The sequence below is a fragment of the Lactobacillus sp. M0396 genome, assembly GCF_016101625.1.
Lineage (GTDB): Bacteria > Bacillota > Bacilli > Lactobacillales > Lactobacillaceae > Lactobacillus > Lactobacillus huangpiensis.
Window position 1 is genome coordinate 34,488 of sequence record NZ_JACFQE010000003.1, and the last position, 21,189, is coordinate 55,676.

The window sequence follows — 21,189 nt, forward strand, 5'->3', positions numbered from 1 at the left end:
AATGCAATTAAATAAGAAACAAATAAACTGTTAGGTGAGACTCCTACGTGAACAAATGCTATCGCCCGGAAACATCCAGAGATGCCAACGGGTCAAATAGTTATCGTCGATATAAGGCGAAAACCAGATGGCTAGTTGCAAGGCTTACGTCACGTAGTGTTAAAACTGAACGATGAGTATAATATACCTGTTGAAAAGGGGCGCCAAGCGGTTAGCATGGGCGCCCCTTTTTTAGTTTGTTTGAGTTAGTTCTGTGATGAGGAGTGGGGATAATGCTGAAAAAGCCAAGTGGTACAACCAGCAACAAAGATTTGGCATTGGTAAAGGCAATAGCCAAGGAAAGCAGATCAGAGACTTTAGCTAGACTACATGCGAGCAGTAATGGATTAACTAGCAAGCAGGCAGAAAAAAATAGAGAAGAATACGGTTCAAATACAATTGCTTCAAATAAACATAACTCTAAATTACGTTTTTTAGCTGAAGCTTTTATTACGCCTTTTACACTAGTTTTATTGGTTTTGGCAACATTGTCTTTGTTTACTGACTATATTTTTGTGCCGGCTGGTGAAAAGGATTTGACTACCGTTGCAATAATGGTCACGATGGTTTTAATCTCTGGTGTTACCAGTTTTGTGCAAAACGTCAGATCATCAAATGCTGTTGACTCTTTGCTTAAGATGGTTTCTGTCACAACTGACATCATTCGTGACGGCAAAGACCAGGAAATTGATACCAGTGAAGTAGTCGTAGGCGATGTAATCCGCTTAGCAGCTGGAGATATGGTACCAGCCGATATGCGACTTCTAACAAGCAAAGACCTCTTTTGTTCATCAAGTTCTTTAAATGGTGAATCAAATCCAGTAGAAAAAATTGCAACTTCAAAGCCGAAAATTGGTGCAGACCGTGATTATTTAGATTATCCCAACATTTTATATGAAGGAACAACAATTGTTTCAGGTTCAGGTTTGGGAATTGTCTTTGCTACAGGTGAAAGGACAATGTTCGGCAAACTGGCTCATGATATCTCACATAACGATGTCAAAAATACAACATTTGACATTGGCATCAAAAATGTTTCCAAGTTATTGATTATTATGACCGCAATCATTGCTCCATTGGTTTTTATCATTAATGGCATCACCAAAGGTGACTGGGTAAATGCGCTAATTTTCTCAATTGCTACAGCTGTGGGTTTAACTCCCGAAATGCTGCCGGTAATTGTTACTACTAACCTGGTTAAGGGATCAATTGAAATGTCAAAAAAGGGCACAATTGTCAAAAAGATGAACTCAATTCAAAACTTTGGCTCTGCTGATATTTTGTGTACGGACAAGACCGGAACATTAACGCAGGATAAAGTGGTTTTGGAACGCCACTATGATTTAAATTTGCAGGAAAACCCGCGTATTTTGGAATTAGGTTACCTCAATTCTAATTATCAAACCGGAATGAAAAATCTGATTGATAAAGCAATAATTGAAGCTGCCGGCGATGAATTGGATATTAGTGAAATTCAGCGTGATTACAATAAAATTGATGAAATTCCATTTGATTTTTCCAGAAGGCGCATGAGTGTCGTGGTGGAAAACTCTGATGAGCAACATGGTGAGCACCTGTTAGTAACAAAGGGTGCTTCAGAAGAAATGATGGCAGTTGCTACCAAGCTTGAAGTTGACGGTCAAATTTTACCTTTAACAGCTGAGCGAAAACAAAAAGTAATGGCTAAAGTTAACGACATGAATGATGACGGCTTGCGGGTTATCATGCTGGGATACAAGCGTAATCCTGCTCCTGTTGGAGAATTTTCCGTCAAAGATGAAAATGATCTTATTTTATGCGGCTATCTGGCCTTCCTTGATCCGCCTAAAGAAAGTGCTAAAGATGCTTTAGCTCGTTTAAAGTATGACGGAATTAACGTTAAAATTTTAACAGGAGATAATGAAGCTGTTACCAGAACTGTGGGCTTACAAGTTGGTTTAAATGTTGATACAGTTTATACAGGTGCAGATTTGGAGGGAAAGAAGCCCGAAGAATTAGCTAAAATGGTGGAAGAGTGCAACATTTTTGTCAAATTATCACCAGAAGATAAAACTAAAATCATTAACTTGTTAAAGAAAAATGGTCATACTGTTGGTTATATGGGAGACGGCATTAATGATGCGCCTGCAATGAAAGCAGCAGATGTTTCAATTTCTGTTGATACAGCTGTGGATATTGCCAAGGAATCTGCTGATATTATTTTGCTGCATAAGGACTTAAATGTTTTGGAAGCTGGCGTTAGAATTGGACGCAAGGTATTTGGCAATACTATGAAGTACATTAAGATTACTCTTTCTTCCAATTTTGGTAATATCTTGTCAATTATGGTAGCCTCTTCTTTCCTGCCATTTCTGCCAATGCTCCCATTGCAGCTGTTAGTTCTTGATTTACTTTATGGAACCAGTTGCCTCGCACTGCCATTTGATGATATGTCTGATAAGTTTTTAAAAGAGCCACGAACCTGGTCAACTAAAAAATTGCCTAAATTCATGTTTTATTTTGGCCCAACTTCATCTGTTTTTGATATTTTGACATTTGCCCTATTATTCTTTGTGATTTGTCCCCAATTAACAGGTGGAAATTACAGCGCACTTGGAGCAACACAAAAAGTAGCATTTGTGGCACTTTTCCATACTGGTTGGTTTATTGAATCACTTTGGACCCAGGAAATGGTTATTCATGCTTTGCGTGATCCACGTTTGCCGTTTATTAAACAGCATGCTGCACCAGGAGTAACTTTAGCCACATTTGGAGCTGGAGTAATTGGAACATTGATCCCATTTTCATTTTTAGCAACAAAACTGGGTTTTGGCAAGATGCCAATTGAATTCATGTGGGTAGTATTTGGTATACTTGTTCTATATATTTTACTGACTACAGTTATCAAGCATTTCTATTTAAAGAGTGAAAAATTTTTAATCTAAAAATAAGCGTAAAATGCTAAATATCTACTAAAAAAGAGGACTCCGTAAGGAATTCGCTTTTTTATTGGTGTAGTATAATATAATTAAACAAAAATTAAGGAGAAAATGAATATGGCTGATAAAAAAACTTTTTATATCACAACACCAATTTACTATCCATCTGGCCGATTGACTATCGGTAATGCGTATACTACTATCGCTGCAGATGTAATGGCACGCTACAAGCGTAGTCAAGGATACGACACCTTCTTTTTAACCGGTACTGATGAGCATGGGTTAAAAATTGAGCAGAAAGCTGAGAAGCAGGGAGTTAAACCGCAAGAATTTGTAGATAAAATGGTAGTTATTTATAAAAAGTTGTGGAAAAGCCTTGATATTTCTTATGATAAATTTATTCGTACTACTGACAAAGAGCATGTAAAAGGCGTCCAAAAAATATTTGAACAGCTGCTAAAACAGGGGGATATCTACCTTGGTGAGTATACTGGCTGGTATTCCGTGGAAGACGAAGAGTACTTTACAGAATCGCAATTGGCTGAAGTTTATAAAGACGATGATGGCAATGTGATTGGTGGTAAGGCTCCATCAGGTCATGAAGTGCAGCTTGTTAAAGAGCCTTCATACTTTTTTAAGATGAGTAAATATGCTGATAGACTTTATCAATATTATCAAGATCACCCTGATTTTATTCTTCCTCACACTCGTGAAAAGGAAATGGTCAACAACTTCTTAAAGCCAGGTCTTGAAGACCTTTCAGTTACTAGAACTACTGTTTCCTGGGGTATCCCTGTTCCAAGTGATCCTAAGCACGTTGTTTATGTTTGGATTGATGCCTTATCTAACTATATTACAGCTCTGGGATATGGTTCAGATGATGATTCGCTATTTAAGAAATACTGGCCTGCAGATGTTCATCTGGTAGGTAAAGAAATTGTGCGCTTCCACACTATTTACTGGCCAATTATGCTGATGGCCTTGGGATTACCATTACCTAAGCATGTTATTGGTCACGGCTGGGTTTTAATGAAAGACGGCAAGATGTCCAAATCAAAGGGCAACGCTGTTTATCCTGAATCTATTATTAACCGTTATGGCGTGGACGCACTGCGTTACTACTTGATGCGGGCCTTGCCGTTTGGTTCTGATGGTGTCTTTACTCCAGAAGACTTTGTTGAACGGGTTAACTATGACTTGGCCAATGATTTAGGCAACTTGCTTAACAGAACTGTTTCAATGATCAATCAGTATCAAAATGGAAAAGTTGAACCCGTTGCGCAAGAGCAGGATGACTTGGGTAAGGATTTAGCCCAAACTGCAGCAGACGTCATTGCCAGCTACAAAAAAGAAATGGATACTCTGCACTTTACTCAGGCAATCGAGGATATTTGGAAGTTTATTAATCGTGCTAATAAGTATATTGATGAAACTATGCCTTGGAATTTGAATAAGGAAGGCAAAACAGCTGACTTAACTCGTGTAATGTCAAACTTAGCAGAAAGTTTGAGAATTATTGCTTTGCTGATTGCTCCAATTATGACCAGAACTCCAGTTGAAATGTTCAGACAATTAGGTCTTGACTGGAAGAACGATGAAGAAAAGAAATTTGAATTTGGTGCATGTGCTTGGGATACTAATGTTATTTCTGATCCAAAACCGATTTTCCCAAGAGTTGAGCCTAAAGAAGAAATTAAATACATTCAAGATGAGATGGCTAAAGCTAAGCCAAAGAAAGAAAGCCGCAATGAACAAGGTAAAGATAAGGAAATTTCAATTGACGCTTTCGATAAGGTAAAAATTCAAGTTGGCAAAATTTTATCTGTTGAGCCTGTTCAAGGGTCTAAGAAACTGTTGCAATTCCAAATGGACTTTGGCAATGGTGATGAAAGACAGATTTTAAGTGGTATCCGGCAATATTATCCTAATGCCAGTGAATTATTGGGTAGAAAAGTTTTGGCTGTAACTAATCTTAAGCCGCGCAAGATGCTGGGTCATTTGAGTCAAGGTATGCTTTTGTCCAGTGAGAAAAATGGCGAAGTAAAATTAGCTTTAGTTGGTGACGAACATGAAGTCGGGGCACAACTAAGTTAATGGAGTTAATTGATAACCATACTCATTTACAAGATGAGCCGTTTCGCGGTAAAGAAGAATTTTATCTTGAACGTGCGCAAAAACTGGGTGTGACTAAAATAATTTGTGCAGGGCAGGATCCTGATTTTAACAAGCGTGCCATTGATTTAAGTCAACGCTTTACTCAGGTTTATGCTATGGTTGGCTACTGCCCTGATGTTGCCAAAGATTATGACCAAAAAGCAGAAGATTTATTGATCGAGCAGTTACAACTGCCTGGTGTGGTTGCCTTAGGTGAAGTAGGCCTTGATTATTATTGGGATGAATCTCCAAGAGCAAAGCAACGGGAAGTTTTTGCAAGACAAGTTGAACTGGCACATGAATTAAAAAAGCCTGTTGATATTCACACTAGAGATGCGTTTGGGGATTGCTACGAAATACTAAAAAAAAGCAATTTGGAATATGGTGCAATTTTGCATAGTTTTAACGGTGACATTTCATGGCTAACCAAATTCTTAGATTTGAATGTATATTTTTCTTATTCTGGGGTTGTTTCCTTTACTAAAGCCGTGGAGGTACATGAAGCGGCTCAAAAAACTCCTTTAGAACGGTTATTGGTTGAAACCGATGCACCTTATCTCACTCCTAAACCATACCGCGGCAGGCAAAATGAACCGGGTAATGTTTATTATGTGGCACGTGCGATTGCTGAATTAAAAGGTCTCCCGCTAGATGAGGTTGCTCAGGCAACATATGCAAATACAATGAGGGTCTATGGACTTAACTAAAAAACATTTTGATGCCGTCGTAGTCGTTGAGGGAAAAGACGATACAATTCGGCTTAAACAATTTTTCCCAGGTATTGAAACAATTGAAACCAATGGTTCAGATGTTCCTGAAACTGTACTTGCGGAACTGCAGGAATTGGCTTGCAAAAGAGATATTATTGTTTTGACTGATCCAGATTTAAATGGTGAGCGAATAAGGCGTCTGGTGACTCAGGCAGTACCAACAGCTAAACAGGCTTTTATTACTCGAAAAGAGGGAGAGCCTCATAAAAAAGGTTCCCTTGGCGTTGAACATGCATCAAAAGAGGCCTTAAAAAAAGCTCTGAGTGATTTACATGAAAAAAGGGTGCCAAATACTGATTTAACAAGAGAAAAGTATCAAAAATTGGGTTTAGCAAGTGGCCCTAATTCACGCAAAACACGAGAAAAAGTTGGCAATAAACTGCGCATTGGCTATGGAAATGGAAAGCAGTTTTATCACCGTTTACAAACTTTTGGTATTTCACTTTCTGAACTTAAACAAGCTCTTAAGGAGGTACAAGATGAGCACTGAGATTCCCATTGGTTCTCCTGTTAGAACTCAGGCAATTATTAATCGCTATTTTATGAAAGCTAAAAAGAGCCTGGGTCAGAATTTTTTAGTAGATCTGGACGCTCTTCATGGTATTGTCAAAGCGGCAGCAATTAAACCCGATGACCAAGTAATTGAAATCGGTCCTGGAATTGGCTCCTTAACTGAGCAATTGCTGGATGCCGGCGCTAAGGTTTTTGCTTATGAAGTTGATGAAAATCTTTTAGAAGTATTACAAAATGAACTACCCAAAAAAATAAACGGTTATCCTTTAGATCAACGTTTCAAATTGAAGATAAAGGACATACTGAAGGCTGATTTTAAGCAAGATTTGAAAGGTTTTTTTGATTTAAGCAAACCGGTCAAAGTTGTAGCGAATTTGCCTTATTACATCACAACGCCAATTATTTTCTTCCTTAACAATTCTGAATTAGAATTTGCCAGTCTGACGCTGATGATGCAAAAAGAAGTGGCAGATCGTTTAAGTGCTCATTCAGGAACAAAAGAATATGGACCTTTAACAATCGCTGTTCAAACAGAAATGGCCGTTAAGTCATTTATGACTGTAAAAAGTTCTTCCTTTATTCCAAGACCAAAAGTTGACTCTAGTGTTGTGGTTTTAACACCTTTGCCCGCAGAAAGTAAAATCGATATAAATGATTCTAAGCACTTTAATTGGGTAGTTAAGATGTGCTTTGCACAAAGGCGGAAAACATTAAATAACAATTTGAAAGCACTCATACCGAACAATGAAGATCGAACACATTTAATTAAGTCGTTAGGTGTCGATTCCCGAGTTCGTCCCGAACAGCTGACTCTTAAGCAATTTGTCCAAATTGCTGCAAGTGTGCCAGTTAAAAATTGACGAAAATATTCTGTGGTTGTTTTTAAAAAGAATTGAAAAAATAATAATAAAGTGGTATAATTCACTCCAAAGGAGTTGTTTTCATTGCCAACATCTATTATGACCATTAAGAGTAAGCTGGATTCACATTTGGGTGATTCGTTGACTGTAGTTGCAAGAGCCGGACGTAAGAAAGTTACAAAAAGACGTGGAATTTTAAAGAATACTTTTCCCGCAGTTTTTGTAGTTGATCTAGACCAAGATTCAAACAATTTTGAACATGTTTCTTATAGTTATACGGATTTGTTAACCAAAAACATTACATTAAAATTTGATAACGCTGTACAGTAAAACTAAAGCGATATCCAAATAATACTTTTTGGCATTAACATTTGGTAAAATGTTAGTGCCTTTTTTTATGGTTAAGTGTATAGTAGTAACTGGCAAAAGACAAACAATAGGAGGGTAATTCTATGAAACGTTCAGAGAGATTAGTTGACATGACTAAATATTTGATGGAACGACCACATGACTTAATTCCGCTGCCATTTTTTGCAAAAAGATATGGTGCAGCAAAGTCTTCGATCTCGGAAGACCTTGCCATTTTGAAACACACTTTAGCAAATAATCAAGATGGTATTTTAGAAACTGTAGCAGGTGCGGCCGGTGGTGTGCGCTATATTCCTTTTTGGGGTAAAAAGCATGCTCAGAAATATTTAAATGAATTGGCCAGTCGTATTGAAGATCCTGACCGTATTTTAGCGGGAGGTTTCGTTTACCTGTCCGATATCATTGGTAATCCGCAAGACTTAGACAAGATAGGTAAATTAATTGCTACCAGGTATGCATATTCTGACATTGATGTTGTAATGACTATTGAAACTAAGGGTATCGCTTTAGCACAGGCAGTTGCACGCTATTTAAATGTGCCATTTATCATTGCACGTAAGCGTTCAAAAGTCACAGAAGGTGCAACGGTTTCAGTAAACTATATTTCTTCTTCACTTGATCGTGTTTCTAAAATGGAATTGCCAACTAGAGTGTTAAAAGAAAATTCTAATGTTTTGCTGATAGATGACTATATGATGGCCGGCGGTACTTTAACAGGAATGCAGCAATTAGTTAGAGAATTTAATGGTAATATTGCTGGTGTTTGCGTTTTATGTGAAGCAGATTTTGATGATGTTAAATTAATTGAGGGCCATCTTTCTTTAGTAAAAATCAAAAGAATTGACGACAAGAAGAAAGTCATTGTGGCAGAGCCAGGTTCGTTAATTGCGCACACCGATTTTGACCGCTTTTAGTTTATAAGATGATATACTAAAATATAATAATAATCTAGGAAAATAAAAGAGGCTAAAATTAATGAAAAAGTTTGTAATTGTTCTGGCAGCGGGCAAGGGAACCCGTATGAAATCAAAATTGTACAAAGTCTTACATCAAGTATGTGGCAAGTCAATGGTCGAATACGTTGTTGAAGCAGCGCAAGCAATAAAACCAGACAAAATAGTTACAATTGTGGGTAATGGTGCAGAAGAAGTTAAAAAGGTTCTTGCTGATAAGTCTGAGTTTGTTTTACAAAAAAAGCAACTTGGTACAGGTGATGCCGTTTTAACTGCTGCAGATGAGTTAGCAGCAGAAAAGGGTGCTACTTTAGTAATTACGGGTGATACACCATTATTTACAAGCCAAACTTTTCAAAAATTATTTAATTACCACCAAAGCAAAGGCAATGCGGCTACTGTTTTGACAGCCCAAGCTCCAAATCCTTATGGTTATGGTCGCATTATTCGAGACGATCAAGATAATGTTTTAAGAATTGTTGAACAAAAAGACGGCACACCAAGTGAATTAAAAATCGACGAAATCAACACCGGTGTTTTTTGTTTTGACAATCAGTTGTTATTTAGTGCATTAAAAAAGGTCGATAATCATAATGCTCAAGGAGAATATTATTTAACTGATGTGCTGGAAATTTTGCGTAACGAAGGTCAAAGAATTGGTGCATACAAAATGCCAGATTTCAGCGAAAGCCTGGGAGTTAACGATCGATCAGCTTTGGCTCAAGCTACCAAAATTATGCAAAAAAGGATTAATAAAAAGCATATGGCAAATGGTGTAACTTTCATTGATCCTGATACGGCTTATATTGATGCGGATGTTAAAATTGGTTGTGATACGCAGATTGAAGGCAACGTCGTAATTAAAGGCAATACTGAAATTGGGAGCGACTGTTTAATAACTTCTGGCTCCAGGATTATTGATTCTAAAGTTGGTAACAATGTTACTGTAACTTCTTCAACAGTTGAACAAGCTGAGATGGATGAATTTTCAGACGTTGGCCCTAATTCACATTTGCGCCCTAAAGCAATCCTAAGAAAGGGTGTCCATATCGGAAACTTTGTAGAAATTAAAAATGCTGAAATTGGTGAAAATTCTAAAGTAGGTCATTTGACTTATATCGGGGATGCTACTTTGGGTAAAGATGTTAATGTTGGCTGTGGCACTATTTTCGCTAATTATGACGGCGTGAAAAAAGATCATACTAACGTGGGTGATCGTGCGTTCATTGGCTCTGGTGCTACTTTAGTTGCACCAGTTAATATTGCTGACCACGCTTTTGTGGCAGCAGATTCGACAATAACTAAAGATGTAGCCAAATATGATATGGCGATTGCTCGCGGTCGTCAGGTAAATAAACCTGATTACTGGCATAAATTGCCCCTATCTAATGATCCTGACTGGAAATAAAAAAGAACTAAAAAAATAGCTCCAGAGTTTTAAACTTCTGGAACTATTGATGTAAAATTAATTATTTAAAATTAGCTTTTTTAACAAACTTATTTTTAGCAATAATATAGTATTGCTTGTTGTTTATTTTGACAGGATCGCCATAAGTTTTAACTGCTTTACCTTTCTTCAAACCTTTTTTACTAATTCGATTACCATGTTGACTATAAATATAAGCGTTACGCCTTAATTTGATCTTTTTGGAATCTATATTAGCAGCAGAGATGAATAGACCATCTTCCAGTTCGTAGAATGACCTGCCATTAATCGATTGCTTGTTAGCGGTATTTACACTTGAACCAACAAGAATTACTAACTTATTGGCACGTTTTCCTTGCTTATCATACAAATATGAATTGTGCATAATTTCTTTTTCGACCACTGGATGTGGCTTTTCAGTAATCGGAGCTGTGGTAACAGTAGCAACAGATGCTTTTTGGACTGCAATATTTGCGGCCTTAACAAAACGGTTTTGAGCAATAATGAAGTACTTCTTGCCCCGAATGGTTACTGCACTGCCATACGTATTAATATTATTGCCTTTTCTTAACACACCCGCTTTCTTAATTCGTTTGCCATGTTTATTGTAAACATAAGCATTATGTTTTAATTTTCGACTGGTTGAAACTACGTTGCTAGTAGCAACATAGTAGACTTGGTTCTTATTGCCTCTATCAACCAGAATGTAATAGTGTTTCCCGTTAATTTCTTTTATACCATACGAAGTAATGATTGAACCGGCTCCAAGAACAACTTTATTTGCACGTTGACCTTTTTCGTCATATAGGTAGGCATTGTGCATTAAAGCCAATTCTTCGCTATGGCTTAAATCAAGTTCTGGTTCTTCTTTGTCAGCAGTATTAATAGGTTTATTGTTAACTGGGGCAGGGACAGATTGAGTAGTAGAGCTATGATTATTTTCGTGCTGACTATTATCATGAAGAATATGGTCAATTGTATCAGAATCTGTACTATCGAGATAAAGTTGATTAATTGCATCATCACGGAGTTTAGTAATGGTTTTACTATCATTAACTTCAGGCTGATTAATAGCATCTTTAGCAGTATTCATATCAGTATCAATTTGGTTAATAATAGTTTTCTTTTCCTGCTCAGTGTAATTGCTAGAGGACTGAATTTCACTTGTAGCTGCTTTTTGTGCCTCCGCTAGAGCCCCAGCAGCGATTGCCTTTTCACCAGCTAATTCTGTTGCAGCGAGTTTATCCGCGTTGGCAGGATCACTGAGAGCATCTTTAGCATTTTCGTATGCTTGATCAACGCTAGTAGTGTTTGCTTTATCCTTAAACCTGTCTGTAAGAGCTTTAACTGCAGAATCATAAGCGACTTTCAGTCTTTCTCCTTGTACTTTGCTATTGTTGTTTAAAACATCTTCAAGTTCTTTACTATCACTTACAATAATACTGCTTATCTTGTCAACTGCATCCTTTCTGGCAGTTTCTATTCCAGTAGAATCCTGAGCTTGAGCAATAGTACCCGTTTGATCCGAGTTGGCTTTAGCTGCTTCTTGGTCAATGCGGTCTTTTATTGCCTGTTTTTCAGTATCAGTATAATCGTTGCCATCCTGATGTTTTAATTTATCAACTTGGTTTTTAGCGTTAGTAGCAGTGTCAATTACCGAACCTTTAGCTATTTCTTTTTCAGCTGCAATCTTATCAGCTGCAATATCTGCAGGTGAATCACCATTGACACGTGAATACTCCTGGTAGGCTTGATCAACGCTGGTGGTATCGGAATTTTCACCAAACTTGTCTTTTAGTTCAGCAATTGCTTTTTGGTGTTTATCAGCCAAATCGTTATTAGCCTCTGCTTTAAGCGAACCAATCGATTCATTTTTAGCAGCATTACCAGCGCTGTTAATATCAGCTTTGGCGGTTTCTGTGATTTTATCAATCTGGTTCTTTTTGTCAGTTGTATCGCCTTTAGGAGCATTGATTGCATCAATTTTATCCTTAGCCTTTTGGCTGTCATCTTTGATTTGCTCTTTTAGCCTGTCTTTTGATTCAGTTGATAATTTATCATTACCGTCAATTTCTTTAGTAACCTTATCAGCTTCTTCGTCAATGTCAGCTTTAGCATTTTCCTTATTGATGATAGTCATTGCCTCATCATAAGCAGCACTGACAGTCTGGATATTTTTGGCTTCATCAATAGCTTTTATTTGTTCATCAATATTATCTAACACTTCTTGTGCCAGTTTATCTTTTAGTCTGTCTTTTAGTGTACTGTATGCGTTGTTAATGCCAATTACTCCATCAGCACCTTCAAGAGCATTTTTTTGTTCATCATTAAACCATTCTGGTTCAGTGCTGGTTTCAGGTTTAGTTAACAGACGATCAATATTTTGACCAATGTTTGCTTCATCTGGGATGTCGCTAATAGCTGTAGACTTTTCTATATCTTGGAAACTCTGTTGATAAGCATCATCAATTGCAGCTTTAGCTGCCTTCTTCTGCTTGGCAGTTAACTGAGATTGATCAATTATATTATGAGCCTTAGTTTGTTTATCCTTTAGAATATCTTCAGCTTTTGTCTTTTGACCAGCTAGGGCAGCTTGATCTTTAATGGCACTGAACTTGTCAACTGCTTGATCTCGTTTGTCATTTATTTGGTCTTTAGCCTCTGTTTCAGATTGTTGAACAGAATTAATGTCAGTTTTTGCTTGCTCAACAATAGTTTTAATTTGGTCTTTCTGCTTTTGCTGATCCTCTGGTGACAAACCTGATTTTTCTATTGCATCATTTGCTTCTTTTTGAGCTTGTTCGACCTGAGAGATTGCCTCTTGTTTAGCTTTGACTATTTCGGCTTTTTCTTGCGCAACTTGAAAAATACGGTCGATTTCTTTTTTACCGAAATTAGGAATTTCATCCTGTTGAGCTTTACCTTGTTGGGCATTTTGAGCTTGTGCTAGTGCATTTTCGTAAGTATTCTCAAGTTTAACACCCGCAATCTTATCTATGGTTCTATTGACGGCTTCATCAAGTTGCTTTTGCAGTTCTTCAATTTGCTCTTGCTCTAGATTAGTTGCCACACTGGCAATTTTCCCTTTATTTTTAAGGTATTCCTTAACCTTGTTAATCAGATTATTTTTTTCCGCAGTCAGTTGACTAGGCAACTTGGCTTGATCAATATTTGTTTTGGCATCTTGTTCTAACTGCGACAGCTTATCACTTGTACCGGCATAAATTAAACTAATAAAGTTATTTAAAACTCGTTCAATATCTTTATATCCGCTAGCGACATCATTACCGGCTAAGTCTAAACCATCAACATCAGTTTTGGCACTTGCAGCATATTCTTTCAGGCTCTTAACTATTTGATTTTTATTATCAAAGTCATCACCTAATTTGCTAATTGTGGCAATGCCCTCACTTGCCGCTGCTTGAATTTGCGTAATAGTGTTTTGCTTATTATTTCTAGCGGCAATAATATTAGCAGCAGCTTTCTTTTGTTCTTGGTCTATTTGGGCTTTCATTTTGTCAGCGACAGCGCTGTCTTCAGTTTTATCAGCTTTAGCCTTAGCACTAGTGGCAGCAGTTTGTAGATCGTTTAGGGCTTTAGTTAAGGCTTCTTCTTTATCAATATCACTGCCAATGTTGTTAAGAGCAGTCTCACTTTTACTTCTGGCATCAGTGATTTTATCTTGTGCAGTTGCAGCAGAAATCTTGGTTTTAGCAGTGCTTAAAGCTGCGCTAATAGCATTGCTTAATTCATCAACCTGATTTTGATCAAGTTTATTTTGCAACAGGTCATTCTTTAAGCGTTCGTTCAATTTCTGCGCTTGTTCAACCAGTTTATTGTATGCGACATTTTGTTCTTGCAGTAAAGCAGCATTATTCTTGGCATTTTGCACCATACCATTAATTGCACCTTCGCCTGCTGCTTTAGCTTTTTCAAATTCAGTTGAAGTTTGTGCTTGTTTAATATTTTGGATAGCCGTTTCTTTATTTGAATTGATTTGTTCAATCAATTTGGCTTTTTCTTCGTCACTTAAGGCTGACTGGTCAATGCTATTGATAGCATTCTTAGCTGTTTCGGCAATATCTTCTAAATATTTATTGGCATTATTCTTAGCAGCTTGTAATTGGGCAGCACTCAAGGCTTTGTCAATGTTAATAATTCCAGTATTCTTAGCAGAATCTATATCGGTTTCAGTTTGTTGACCATTAACTTGGTTAACAGCTAAATTTTTAGCATCCGTTGCCTGACTCTTATATTTTTCCTTTTCTTGGTTGCTTAAACCCGCAATTTGGTCAATTTGAGATAAGATTCCCAGGACATCAGGATTATTAGTTTGGCCGTTGAGTTCTTCAGTAAGCTTTTTAATAGCAGCGGCTTTAGCCTGTTTAATTTCCTGAGCATATTTATCATCTGCAGTAGACTTAATAGCTTTTATCTGCTTAATAGCAGTATCTTTAATGTCCAAGACTGAATTACTTTCTTCGGCCGCATCAATAGCTGAATTAGCAGTATCAATGATTGAATCAACGCTATCTTGATCTGCCTTATCTTTCAGGCTATTCTTGATTTCGTTAGCAGCATCTTTAATAGTTTTTCTAGCTTGCGCTTTGGTAATTGCCAAGTTGCCGCTTGCTTCAGCTTTATTAATGGCAGTAATAGTATCGGTAGTTATTTTATTGACGTCATTTTTGCTTTTGACGTTTTGCAATTTGTTGATAGCACCAGCAGCAGCCTGATTAATATCTGTGATTGCCTGATCATATCGGGGTTTAGCGTCAGCCTGTTCTTCTTCACTCAGCGAATTATAGGAGGAATTCAACCTATTAATTGCTTCACGAGCTGCGTCTTCTATAGTTTTTTCGCTGTTATTTTTGGCCTCTGCCAAATCCGTAGCAGTAGCATCTGCTACTACTTGGTCAATAGCATTTTTGCCGTCGCTTTTAGCTTGATCAACTGCATCATTAGTCTTTTGCAACTCTATATTTTGCTTAGCCTTATCCCGTTCGTCATTTATTTTTGAGATAGTCTTGCTCTTATCAGCATCAGACATTGAAGACTGATTAATGTTGTCAATTGCTTGTGTAGCAATTTTATCAATTTCGTTCTTGGCGTTATTAATATTGGTATCAAGGCTTTGAGCATCCCGGATTACCTTACGCATGTTATCGTTGCCTGTTTGCTTTTCAGTATCAACTCGATCAATAGGAGCATTCTTAACTTTGTTAACTGCATCATTGTAGTCATCGTTTAACTGCTTAATTAGCCCGTCTTTTGTACTACTATTGACATTTTGTAAACCTGAAATTTTATCGTTTACATCGTTGTAAACACTCAATAAATCTTTCAGGGCAGCATTTCTAGTTGACTGTAGGGCTGCTTTATCGCGAATTTTATTTAAGGCCTCGCGACTAGCATTAGCTGCTGCAGCAATTTCTTCTTTAGTAGTAGCATTTTGAATATTAGTTTTTGCTGTCGTTAATGCTGTAGCAATTTCTCCATAGTAGCTATTCTTTTCCTGACCGGAAAGGTTAGGATTTTGTTCGATATCCGCACGAATTTTTTCAGCTAAAACGTTTAGTCCACTATCTTTGTTAGTTAATGCTTCATTTTTTTGTTGCTCTAAGAATTTTGCTTCTTCGCTTGCAATACTGCCAGCAACATTAGCCATAGAAGCAACGCCGTCATCTCTATCTTTAACTACTTGTTCAATGGTAAAGTCATTATAAACCTTGCTGGTTGCTGTTTCGTAGAAGCCACTAATCTTACTTGTTAAGGCATCTTTTTGCTCACTATTAATTTTATTATCTTCAAAAGCCTGATTGATAGTGGCTAAGTCTTTTTCTCTCTCGGCTTGCAAAGCTTTATTTGCTTGAGATTTAGCGACCGCCAATTGAGCAGTTGCCAAGTCCTTGTTGATACTATCTTTAGCAGCTTGCTTGGCAAAATTAATACCATCAATGTCTTTAGCTGCATTAATTTCTGCCTTGGCACTATCTAAGTCTTTAGCAAGCAGTTCTTTAAAATGTTGTTTATCCTCTGGGCTTAAATCGGAGTCAGCAAAGCCATCAATTTTGTCTTTAGCTGCTTGAGCTGCATTTTCAATTTCTGTAATTGCAGTTTGACGTTGTTGATCTAAATTATTCGTAGCAGCGTTCGCGGCATTATTCTGATAGTCTGTAATATTTTTAATAGCATTGTCTCGATCTGTTTCAATTGCATTTTCATCTTCGTCTTGAGAAACATTGGCAATCCCTTTATCGGCTGCAGCGTTAATTAGATTTTGATACTTAGTACTATCCGCGTCACTCAGGTTCTTATTGCCCTTAATTTCAGCAATTGCTTTGTCTCTAGCAGTTTGAATATCCGTAATAGCTTGATTGCGTTGGCCCTTGATGTTCTGTTCGTTAAGCAAATCGTTTAATGCAGCAGTACCTTCTTTGGTAGCTTTGTCAATGTCTGCTGGAGTTTCTCCGTTATCAATGCGGTCGTAATATCCCTGATCTCCAGTAAGCAAATCATTGGCTTTATTTACAGCTTCATCTTTATTTTTAGCCGTTAAGTTAGGGTTATTTTGAATTTTAGCTATAACATCTTTTTTGATTGCTTCTAGTTGGTTTTTAGCAGCAGTTTTATAGGCGTCTAAAACATTCTTTTTACCATCAATGATGTCTTGTTTAATATCGGTAAGTGAGTCATGGCTATCAATCGTGCTGGCAGCATTAGTGACCGCGTTATCAATATTAGTTTCTTGGTCAACCCCTAAATTACTTTTGGCTTCATCTGCGTCTTGTTTAACTTGCGCTTTAGCAGCCGTCTTATAAGCATTTAAAACATTCTTTTTACCGTTAATAATGTCTTGTTTAATATCAGTAGCAGAATTGTGACTGTCAATCGTGTTACCGGCATTGGTGACTGCGTCATCAATATTAGTTTCTTTAGTTACTCCTAAGTTGGTCTTAGCAGTATCTGCATCTGTATTAACTTGTGCTTTAGCATCATCTTTAAAAGCGTTTAAAATATTATCCTTTGTCGATTTTAGTATTTGGGTAATATTTTGGCTACTGGCAGCATTATCTTCAATTTTATCAATTGCACTTAATGCATCTGCCATAGCTGTCTCGGCATTGTCTACTTTGCCGAGGACATTTTCATAGCCTCTGGTATAATCAACAATTTCTGATTTAGCAGCAGCTTTATTGATTAAACTTTCAGCAGCAGCTTTTCTCTTATTGATAATTTCGTCATCATCAGTGCCGTAAATAGATTTACTGGTATCACCAGTTGTAGTTGTCGTATCAGCAACCACTTGCTCTATTTCATCAAGATATTGTTTTTGTTCATCCTCAGATAAACCAGAGTTTTTAATCCGCTCTTTAGCTTGGGCAGCTGCTTCTTTAATATCTTTTGCTGCCTGGTCTTTTTGCTTACCGGTATGGGTGCCCTTAATATGATCAAGACCCTTATTAACGTCTTCTTTCGGATTATTGCTGCTAATAATATCTTTAATCGCCTGATTTAGGACATCTTGAATGTCTTCTTTATCATCTGCATGTTGCGTAATTTGTTCTTTAGCAGCATCTTCTAAAGCTTTGACGGCAGCAATAGTATCCTGAATACCTTGAATTGCTTCTGTCGCTTCTTTTTGATGGTTATCGATGACTTTTTCATTATCGTCTTGATCAAGATCACCTTCGGTAGCAACGATTTCTTTTGGTCGCTTTAGCCTGTTTTTTAAACCAGTAATCAATTCGTCAACAGGCGATTGGACGTTGTCATCTTTAGCAGCTTCAGCAATAGCATTTTCCACGTTTGAAATTGCTTGCTTGATATCTGTTCTGGCATTTTCACGATAATCTTTACCAATTTGATTGATGGCATCAATCCCGTCACTAACAACCTGACCGAGGTTGGTGGCGTTTGTTTCGGGAGCATCAACATTGCTTATTGCCTTATCTTTTGCAGCATTTATTTTTTCTGACTGTGAAGGAAACTTAGAAATTTGCTCGTTAGCCTGGCTGTCTAACTTATCTTTTGCATCCTTTTTGGCATTTTCATACTCTGCTTGACCTTTAGCCGTTTGTACAGCCTTTTCTACCAAGTCTAAAACGGTCATTTTTCTATTATTTACTTCGCTAATTGCAGTCTTGGAAGGTTGCACTCCGTAAACTGATTTGCCGGAATCATAGTTGCTGTCTGTATTATTTGCAGCATACTTAGCGGCTTCATTCAGTGCGTCAGTGAATGCTTTTTCCTGATCTGCAGTCAAGTTATTTGGCTTATTGGCTTTCGCTGTGCTAATAGCATCTTTAATTGCCTGAGCTGCTTCTTGTTGTATTTCACTAAATGGTTTAATCCCTAGACTAACTGTAGTAGGGCGAACGCCACTGGCAATATCTAAGGGACTATATTCAATAAAGTTCGCATGAGGAGTTAGTTGAATTGTAGCGTCTTTAGCCATTTTAGTAGTAATTTCAGCAGGAATAGTAATGGTAAAGGTGCCATCTGGAGCTACTTTAGCGGCAAATTTTGTTGGTAAAAATGCCAAATCATTTGCTTCACCGCGATAAGTATCAACTGTTTCAGCGTATGGATTAGCTATTGTGGAATCACTAACAGCTTGACCGTTTTTGTATACACCACTATCTTTAAACTTGGCTAAAACATAGGCTTCAGTACCGCCAGGTAAGATATTCTTAAAAAAGTTGTCACTATCAGGACCATCTTTTGCAGGATAATAGTATAATACATGACCTTTGACTAGTTTTGAACCATCTTCTTGACTGGTTACTGTTACATCTTCTGGGTCTATGTCTAAGAACCCACTTTGATTAGCCGGCGTAAATCTGATGTTATTGTAGCCTGGGTTATCTTTACTGGAAAAAGCTGCTTCAACGATAGCCCGAAAGAGCAGGTCATATCTTTGATGATTGTAATTTTGCAGCAATTTCTGGAAGTTTTTAGGCGCATTATTGAGAATAGCATTAAGCTGTGGACTATCTTTTTTGGCTTTTTCTAAGTCGAAGATTCTTTGACCGTTTAATACTTCTAAATTGTTAACTGCAACAGTTTTAGCGGTTTTTTCTACTTGTAAGACATGGAATGGCGGTAGCACTATATTATTGTTGCTATCAGCTGATCCATTCAATAGATCACCAAGGTTTAAGGACTGGCGAACATTTGTGACAGTTATTTTATTATCACCGATAATGCTGGTGCGGTCATTGTTATTCAGATGGGCGTCTAATACAAGGGATGTTGGGTTATTAACAATCAATTGCCCGGTATTGGCAACATCAACCAATTTTATTGCACCTGTACCGGCATCACCAACTAATTGAATTTCAAAACCACCGTTTTGGACATTGGCTGTACCATCAATTTGCACTAGCGAGCCAGTATAATTGCCCATGTTTTGCCCAGTAATCTTGAGAGCACCGCCGGAGTTAATGGCAAAGTCACCCCCAATATAAATCAGGTTTTGCTTATTTCTAGTTGAAATATTACCATTTGTGTTGACGTTAATAATGCCGCCTCTACCAATATTAACTTTTGATTTGGCATTATCTAGGTAAATAGCTCTGGCTTGACCGTTATTTTGTTTGCCCGCATAATTAATTCCTTCACTTTGTCCGATGTTAATGTTTACCTGACCATGAACAGTTACTTGTGCATCATCACTAATAAAGATGGCACTGACTGGATAGCCGTGTTCACTGTTATTAGCACCATTTGTGCCGTCATACGTCTTAAGTGGGGTCAGGTTAACAACTGCTCCTTCTTCAACATTTAAAGAGTTGCCTTCTCCTCTCATTTCAATCAAGGTGCCGCCAAATGTTGAACCGTCAAAGTGGCAACCTGCCTTAAAAGTAATGCTATTATTGCTACTGGTAAATTCTAAAAGTTGCTGATTGCTACCATCAAACAACCAACCGACATTACCTGGAATTTTGATAGTTTCCGCGTGAATTTGTCCTTCAAAAATAATATCGGTATTATTTCTGGTAAATACTAACTGTGAACCATAAAAGACAATATTTCTAAAAGTAACTCTAGCTTTTTGGTCTTTATTCATATTAGAGGTATTAATGACACCATAATAGTCAGTACTCTTCAGTATCAGGTTTTCGTAAGTCATATCTAAAGAAGAATTACTGGCAAGAGTAGGATCGATACCCTTGAAATCAAGAGTGTACTTCGCATTACCAGCAGACTTAATTAATAATTTTCTGCCTTGAAAATAGGAGTGGCGTTTGTCTTTGTCAGCACTAATATTATTGGTGATATCGATCTCGCTTACACTACTATCTGTTAGAGCACTAATAAAGTCCTTCCAGTTACCTACGCTTCTTTTTTCGCCAACATCTCTTAAATCTCTATTGGTGATTTTAGCAGTTAAACTGTCTTGCTTTTGCTCGGTTTGATCCCTATCTTCAGTATCAACTGCGGTAGGATCAGCCGTTTTATTTTGGCCGCTCTGCTCATTATCGTTTTGCACATTGTCAGTGACAGAATTCTGCTTGTCATCTTTAACCGCATTGATGTCTTCGCTGTCCGTTTTGCCCCCTGTGTTACTTTGCTCATTTTTGCTGCTATTTTCCCTTAAAAAAGAACTTAAGCCAGAAAACGTTCCTAAATTTGGTTCGCTTTCTGGCTTAGTGGTTTTGGTTATATTATTAGTAGCAGCAGTTGAATTTTGAGCAGCATCATCCCTAGGAGTGGTAGTTGCCTGAGCATCAATTTTTCCTGTTACTTTTGACTTTTTGCTTATTTGTTGGGGTGGAATAACAGTATCAGCAGTTACTGTTTTACTGCTAAGTCCTAGGTAAGTAAAGCCAAGCAATACTGAGGCAGCGCCAATACTCAATTTACGAATTGAGAAATGGTCTTGCTTAGCTTGCATTGCCATTTTTTTCACCCGTTCATTGTTATTATTCTTTCCTAACATACAAATGTCCTTTCTTATTTTCAACTACTATACAATTATCAATTTAATAGATGCTTATATAAATGTCAATTATTGCGATTATAATATCATTAGTTTATAAATTAAAAGCTTAAGGAAGTTTAACTGAGTGAAAATTGATATATAGTGTAAAAATAAGCGTAAACAAGGTGAATTTATGCTAGTAGAGAAGCTAATGATGAAATTGATATCATAAAATAAATTTGATATAAAATATATTTATA

9 protein-coding genes and 1 riboswitch are annotated in these 21,189 nt (G+C 37.3%); of the genes, 8 read left to right on the top strand and 1 reads right to left on the bottom strand.

Annotated features, from left to right (window positions below; genetic code table 11):
- Positions 1-19: 19 nt before the first annotated feature.
- A riboswitch (M-box (ykoK) riboswitch) is annotated at positions 20-185 on the top strand.
- Between the two features lie 87 nt (positions 186-272).
- The 8 genes from mgtA (at position 273) to glmU (ending at position 9,984) form a co-directional block, all read left to right on the top strand.
- Positions 273-2,963 carry a magnesium-translocating P-type ATPase gene (gene mgtA, locus H3T43_RS04305; RefSeq protein ID WP_034978024.1) on the top strand — a complete coding sequence of 897 codons (2,691 nt, stop codon included), beginning with the start codon at positions 273-275 and terminating at the stop codon, positions 2,961-2,963.
- Positions 2,964-3,074: 111 nt separating this feature from the next.
- The gene (metG, locus tag H3T43_RS04310) at positions 3,075-5,051 is read left to right on the top strand and encodes a methionine--tRNA ligase (protein WP_034978022.1); all 1,977 of its coding nucleotides are present in this window, start codon (positions 3,075-3,077) and stop codon (positions 5,049-5,051) included.
- On the top strand, positions 5,051-5,818 hold the full coding sequence (locus H3T43_RS04315) for a TatD family hydrolase (RefSeq protein WP_198212886.1): 768 nt from the start codon (positions 5,051-5,053) through the stop codon (positions 5,816-5,818). The genes metG and H3T43_RS04315 overlap by 1 nt, the downstream gene beginning before the upstream one ends.
- Positions 5,805-6,371, top strand: a complete 567-nt coding sequence (gene rnmV / locus H3T43_RS04320) for a ribonuclease M5 (protein WP_198212888.1) — start codon at positions 5,805-5,807, stop codon at positions 6,369-6,371. Before H3T43_RS04315 ends, rnmV begins: the two co-directional genes overlap by 14 nt.
- Entirely contained in the window at positions 6,361-7,254 is an 894-nt protein-coding gene (gene rsmA / locus H3T43_RS04325) for a 16S rRNA (adenine(1518)-N(6)/adenine(1519)-N(6))-dimethyltransferase RsmA (protein ID WP_198212890.1), read from the top strand. The genes rnmV and rsmA overlap by 11 nt, the downstream gene beginning before the upstream one ends.
- An 84-nt stretch (positions 7,255-7,338) precedes the next feature.
- A complete protein-coding gene (locus H3T43_RS04330; RefSeq protein ID WP_034978009.1) occupies positions 7,339-7,584 on the top strand; it encodes a Veg family protein in 246 nt (81 codons plus the stop codon).
- Between the two features lie 122 nt (positions 7,585-7,706).
- Entirely contained in the window at positions 7,707-8,537 is an 831-nt protein-coding gene (gene purR, locus H3T43_RS04335; RefSeq protein WP_034978006.1) for a pur operon repressor, read from the top strand.
- Between the two features lie 61 nt (positions 8,538-8,598).
- Entirely contained in the window at positions 8,599-9,984 is a 1,386-nt protein-coding gene (gene glmU / locus H3T43_RS04340) for a bifunctional UDP-N-acetylglucosamine diphosphorylase/glucosamine-1-phosphate N-acetyltransferase GlmU (RefSeq protein WP_198212892.1), read from the top strand.
- A gap of 61 nt (positions 9,985-10,045) precedes the next feature.
- On the opposite strand, the gene H3T43_RS04345 is transcribed toward glmU, so the two are convergent.
- Positions 10,046-20,908, bottom strand: coding sequence for an SLAP domain-containing protein (locus tag H3T43_RS04345; RefSeq protein ID WP_198212894.1), 10,863 nt, complete (start codon positions 20,906-20,908; stop codon positions 10,046-10,048).
- Positions 20,909-21,189: the final 281 nt, after the last annotated feature.

Coding starts and splice junctions, on each gene's coding strand:
- mgtA (WP_034978024.1), top strand. CDS start 273: ATGCTGAAAAAGCCAAGTGGTACAACCAGCAACAAAGATTTGGCATTG.
- metG (WP_034978022.1), top strand. CDS start 3,075: ATGGCTGATAAAAAAACTTTTTATATCACAACACCAATTTACTATCCA.
- H3T43_RS04315 (WP_198212886.1), top strand. CDS start 5,051: ATGGAGTTAATTGATAACCATACTCATTTACAAGATGAGCCGTTTCGC.
- rnmV (WP_198212888.1), top strand. CDS start 5,805: ATGGACTTAACTAAAAAACATTTTGATGCCGTCGTAGTCGTTGAGGGA.
- rsmA (WP_198212890.1), top strand. CDS start 6,361: ATGAGCACTGAGATTCCCATTGGTTCTCCTGTTAGAACTCAGGCAATT.
- purR (WP_034978006.1), top strand. CDS start 7,707: ATGAAACGTTCAGAGAGATTAGTTGACATGACTAAATATTTGATGGAA.
- glmU (WP_198212892.1), top strand. CDS start 8,599: ATGAAAAAGTTTGTAATTGTTCTGGCAGCGGGCAAGGGAACCCGTATG.
- H3T43_RS04345 (WP_198212894.1), bottom strand. CDS start 20,908: ATGGCAATGCAAGCTAAGCAAGACCATTTCTCAATTCGTAAATTGAGT.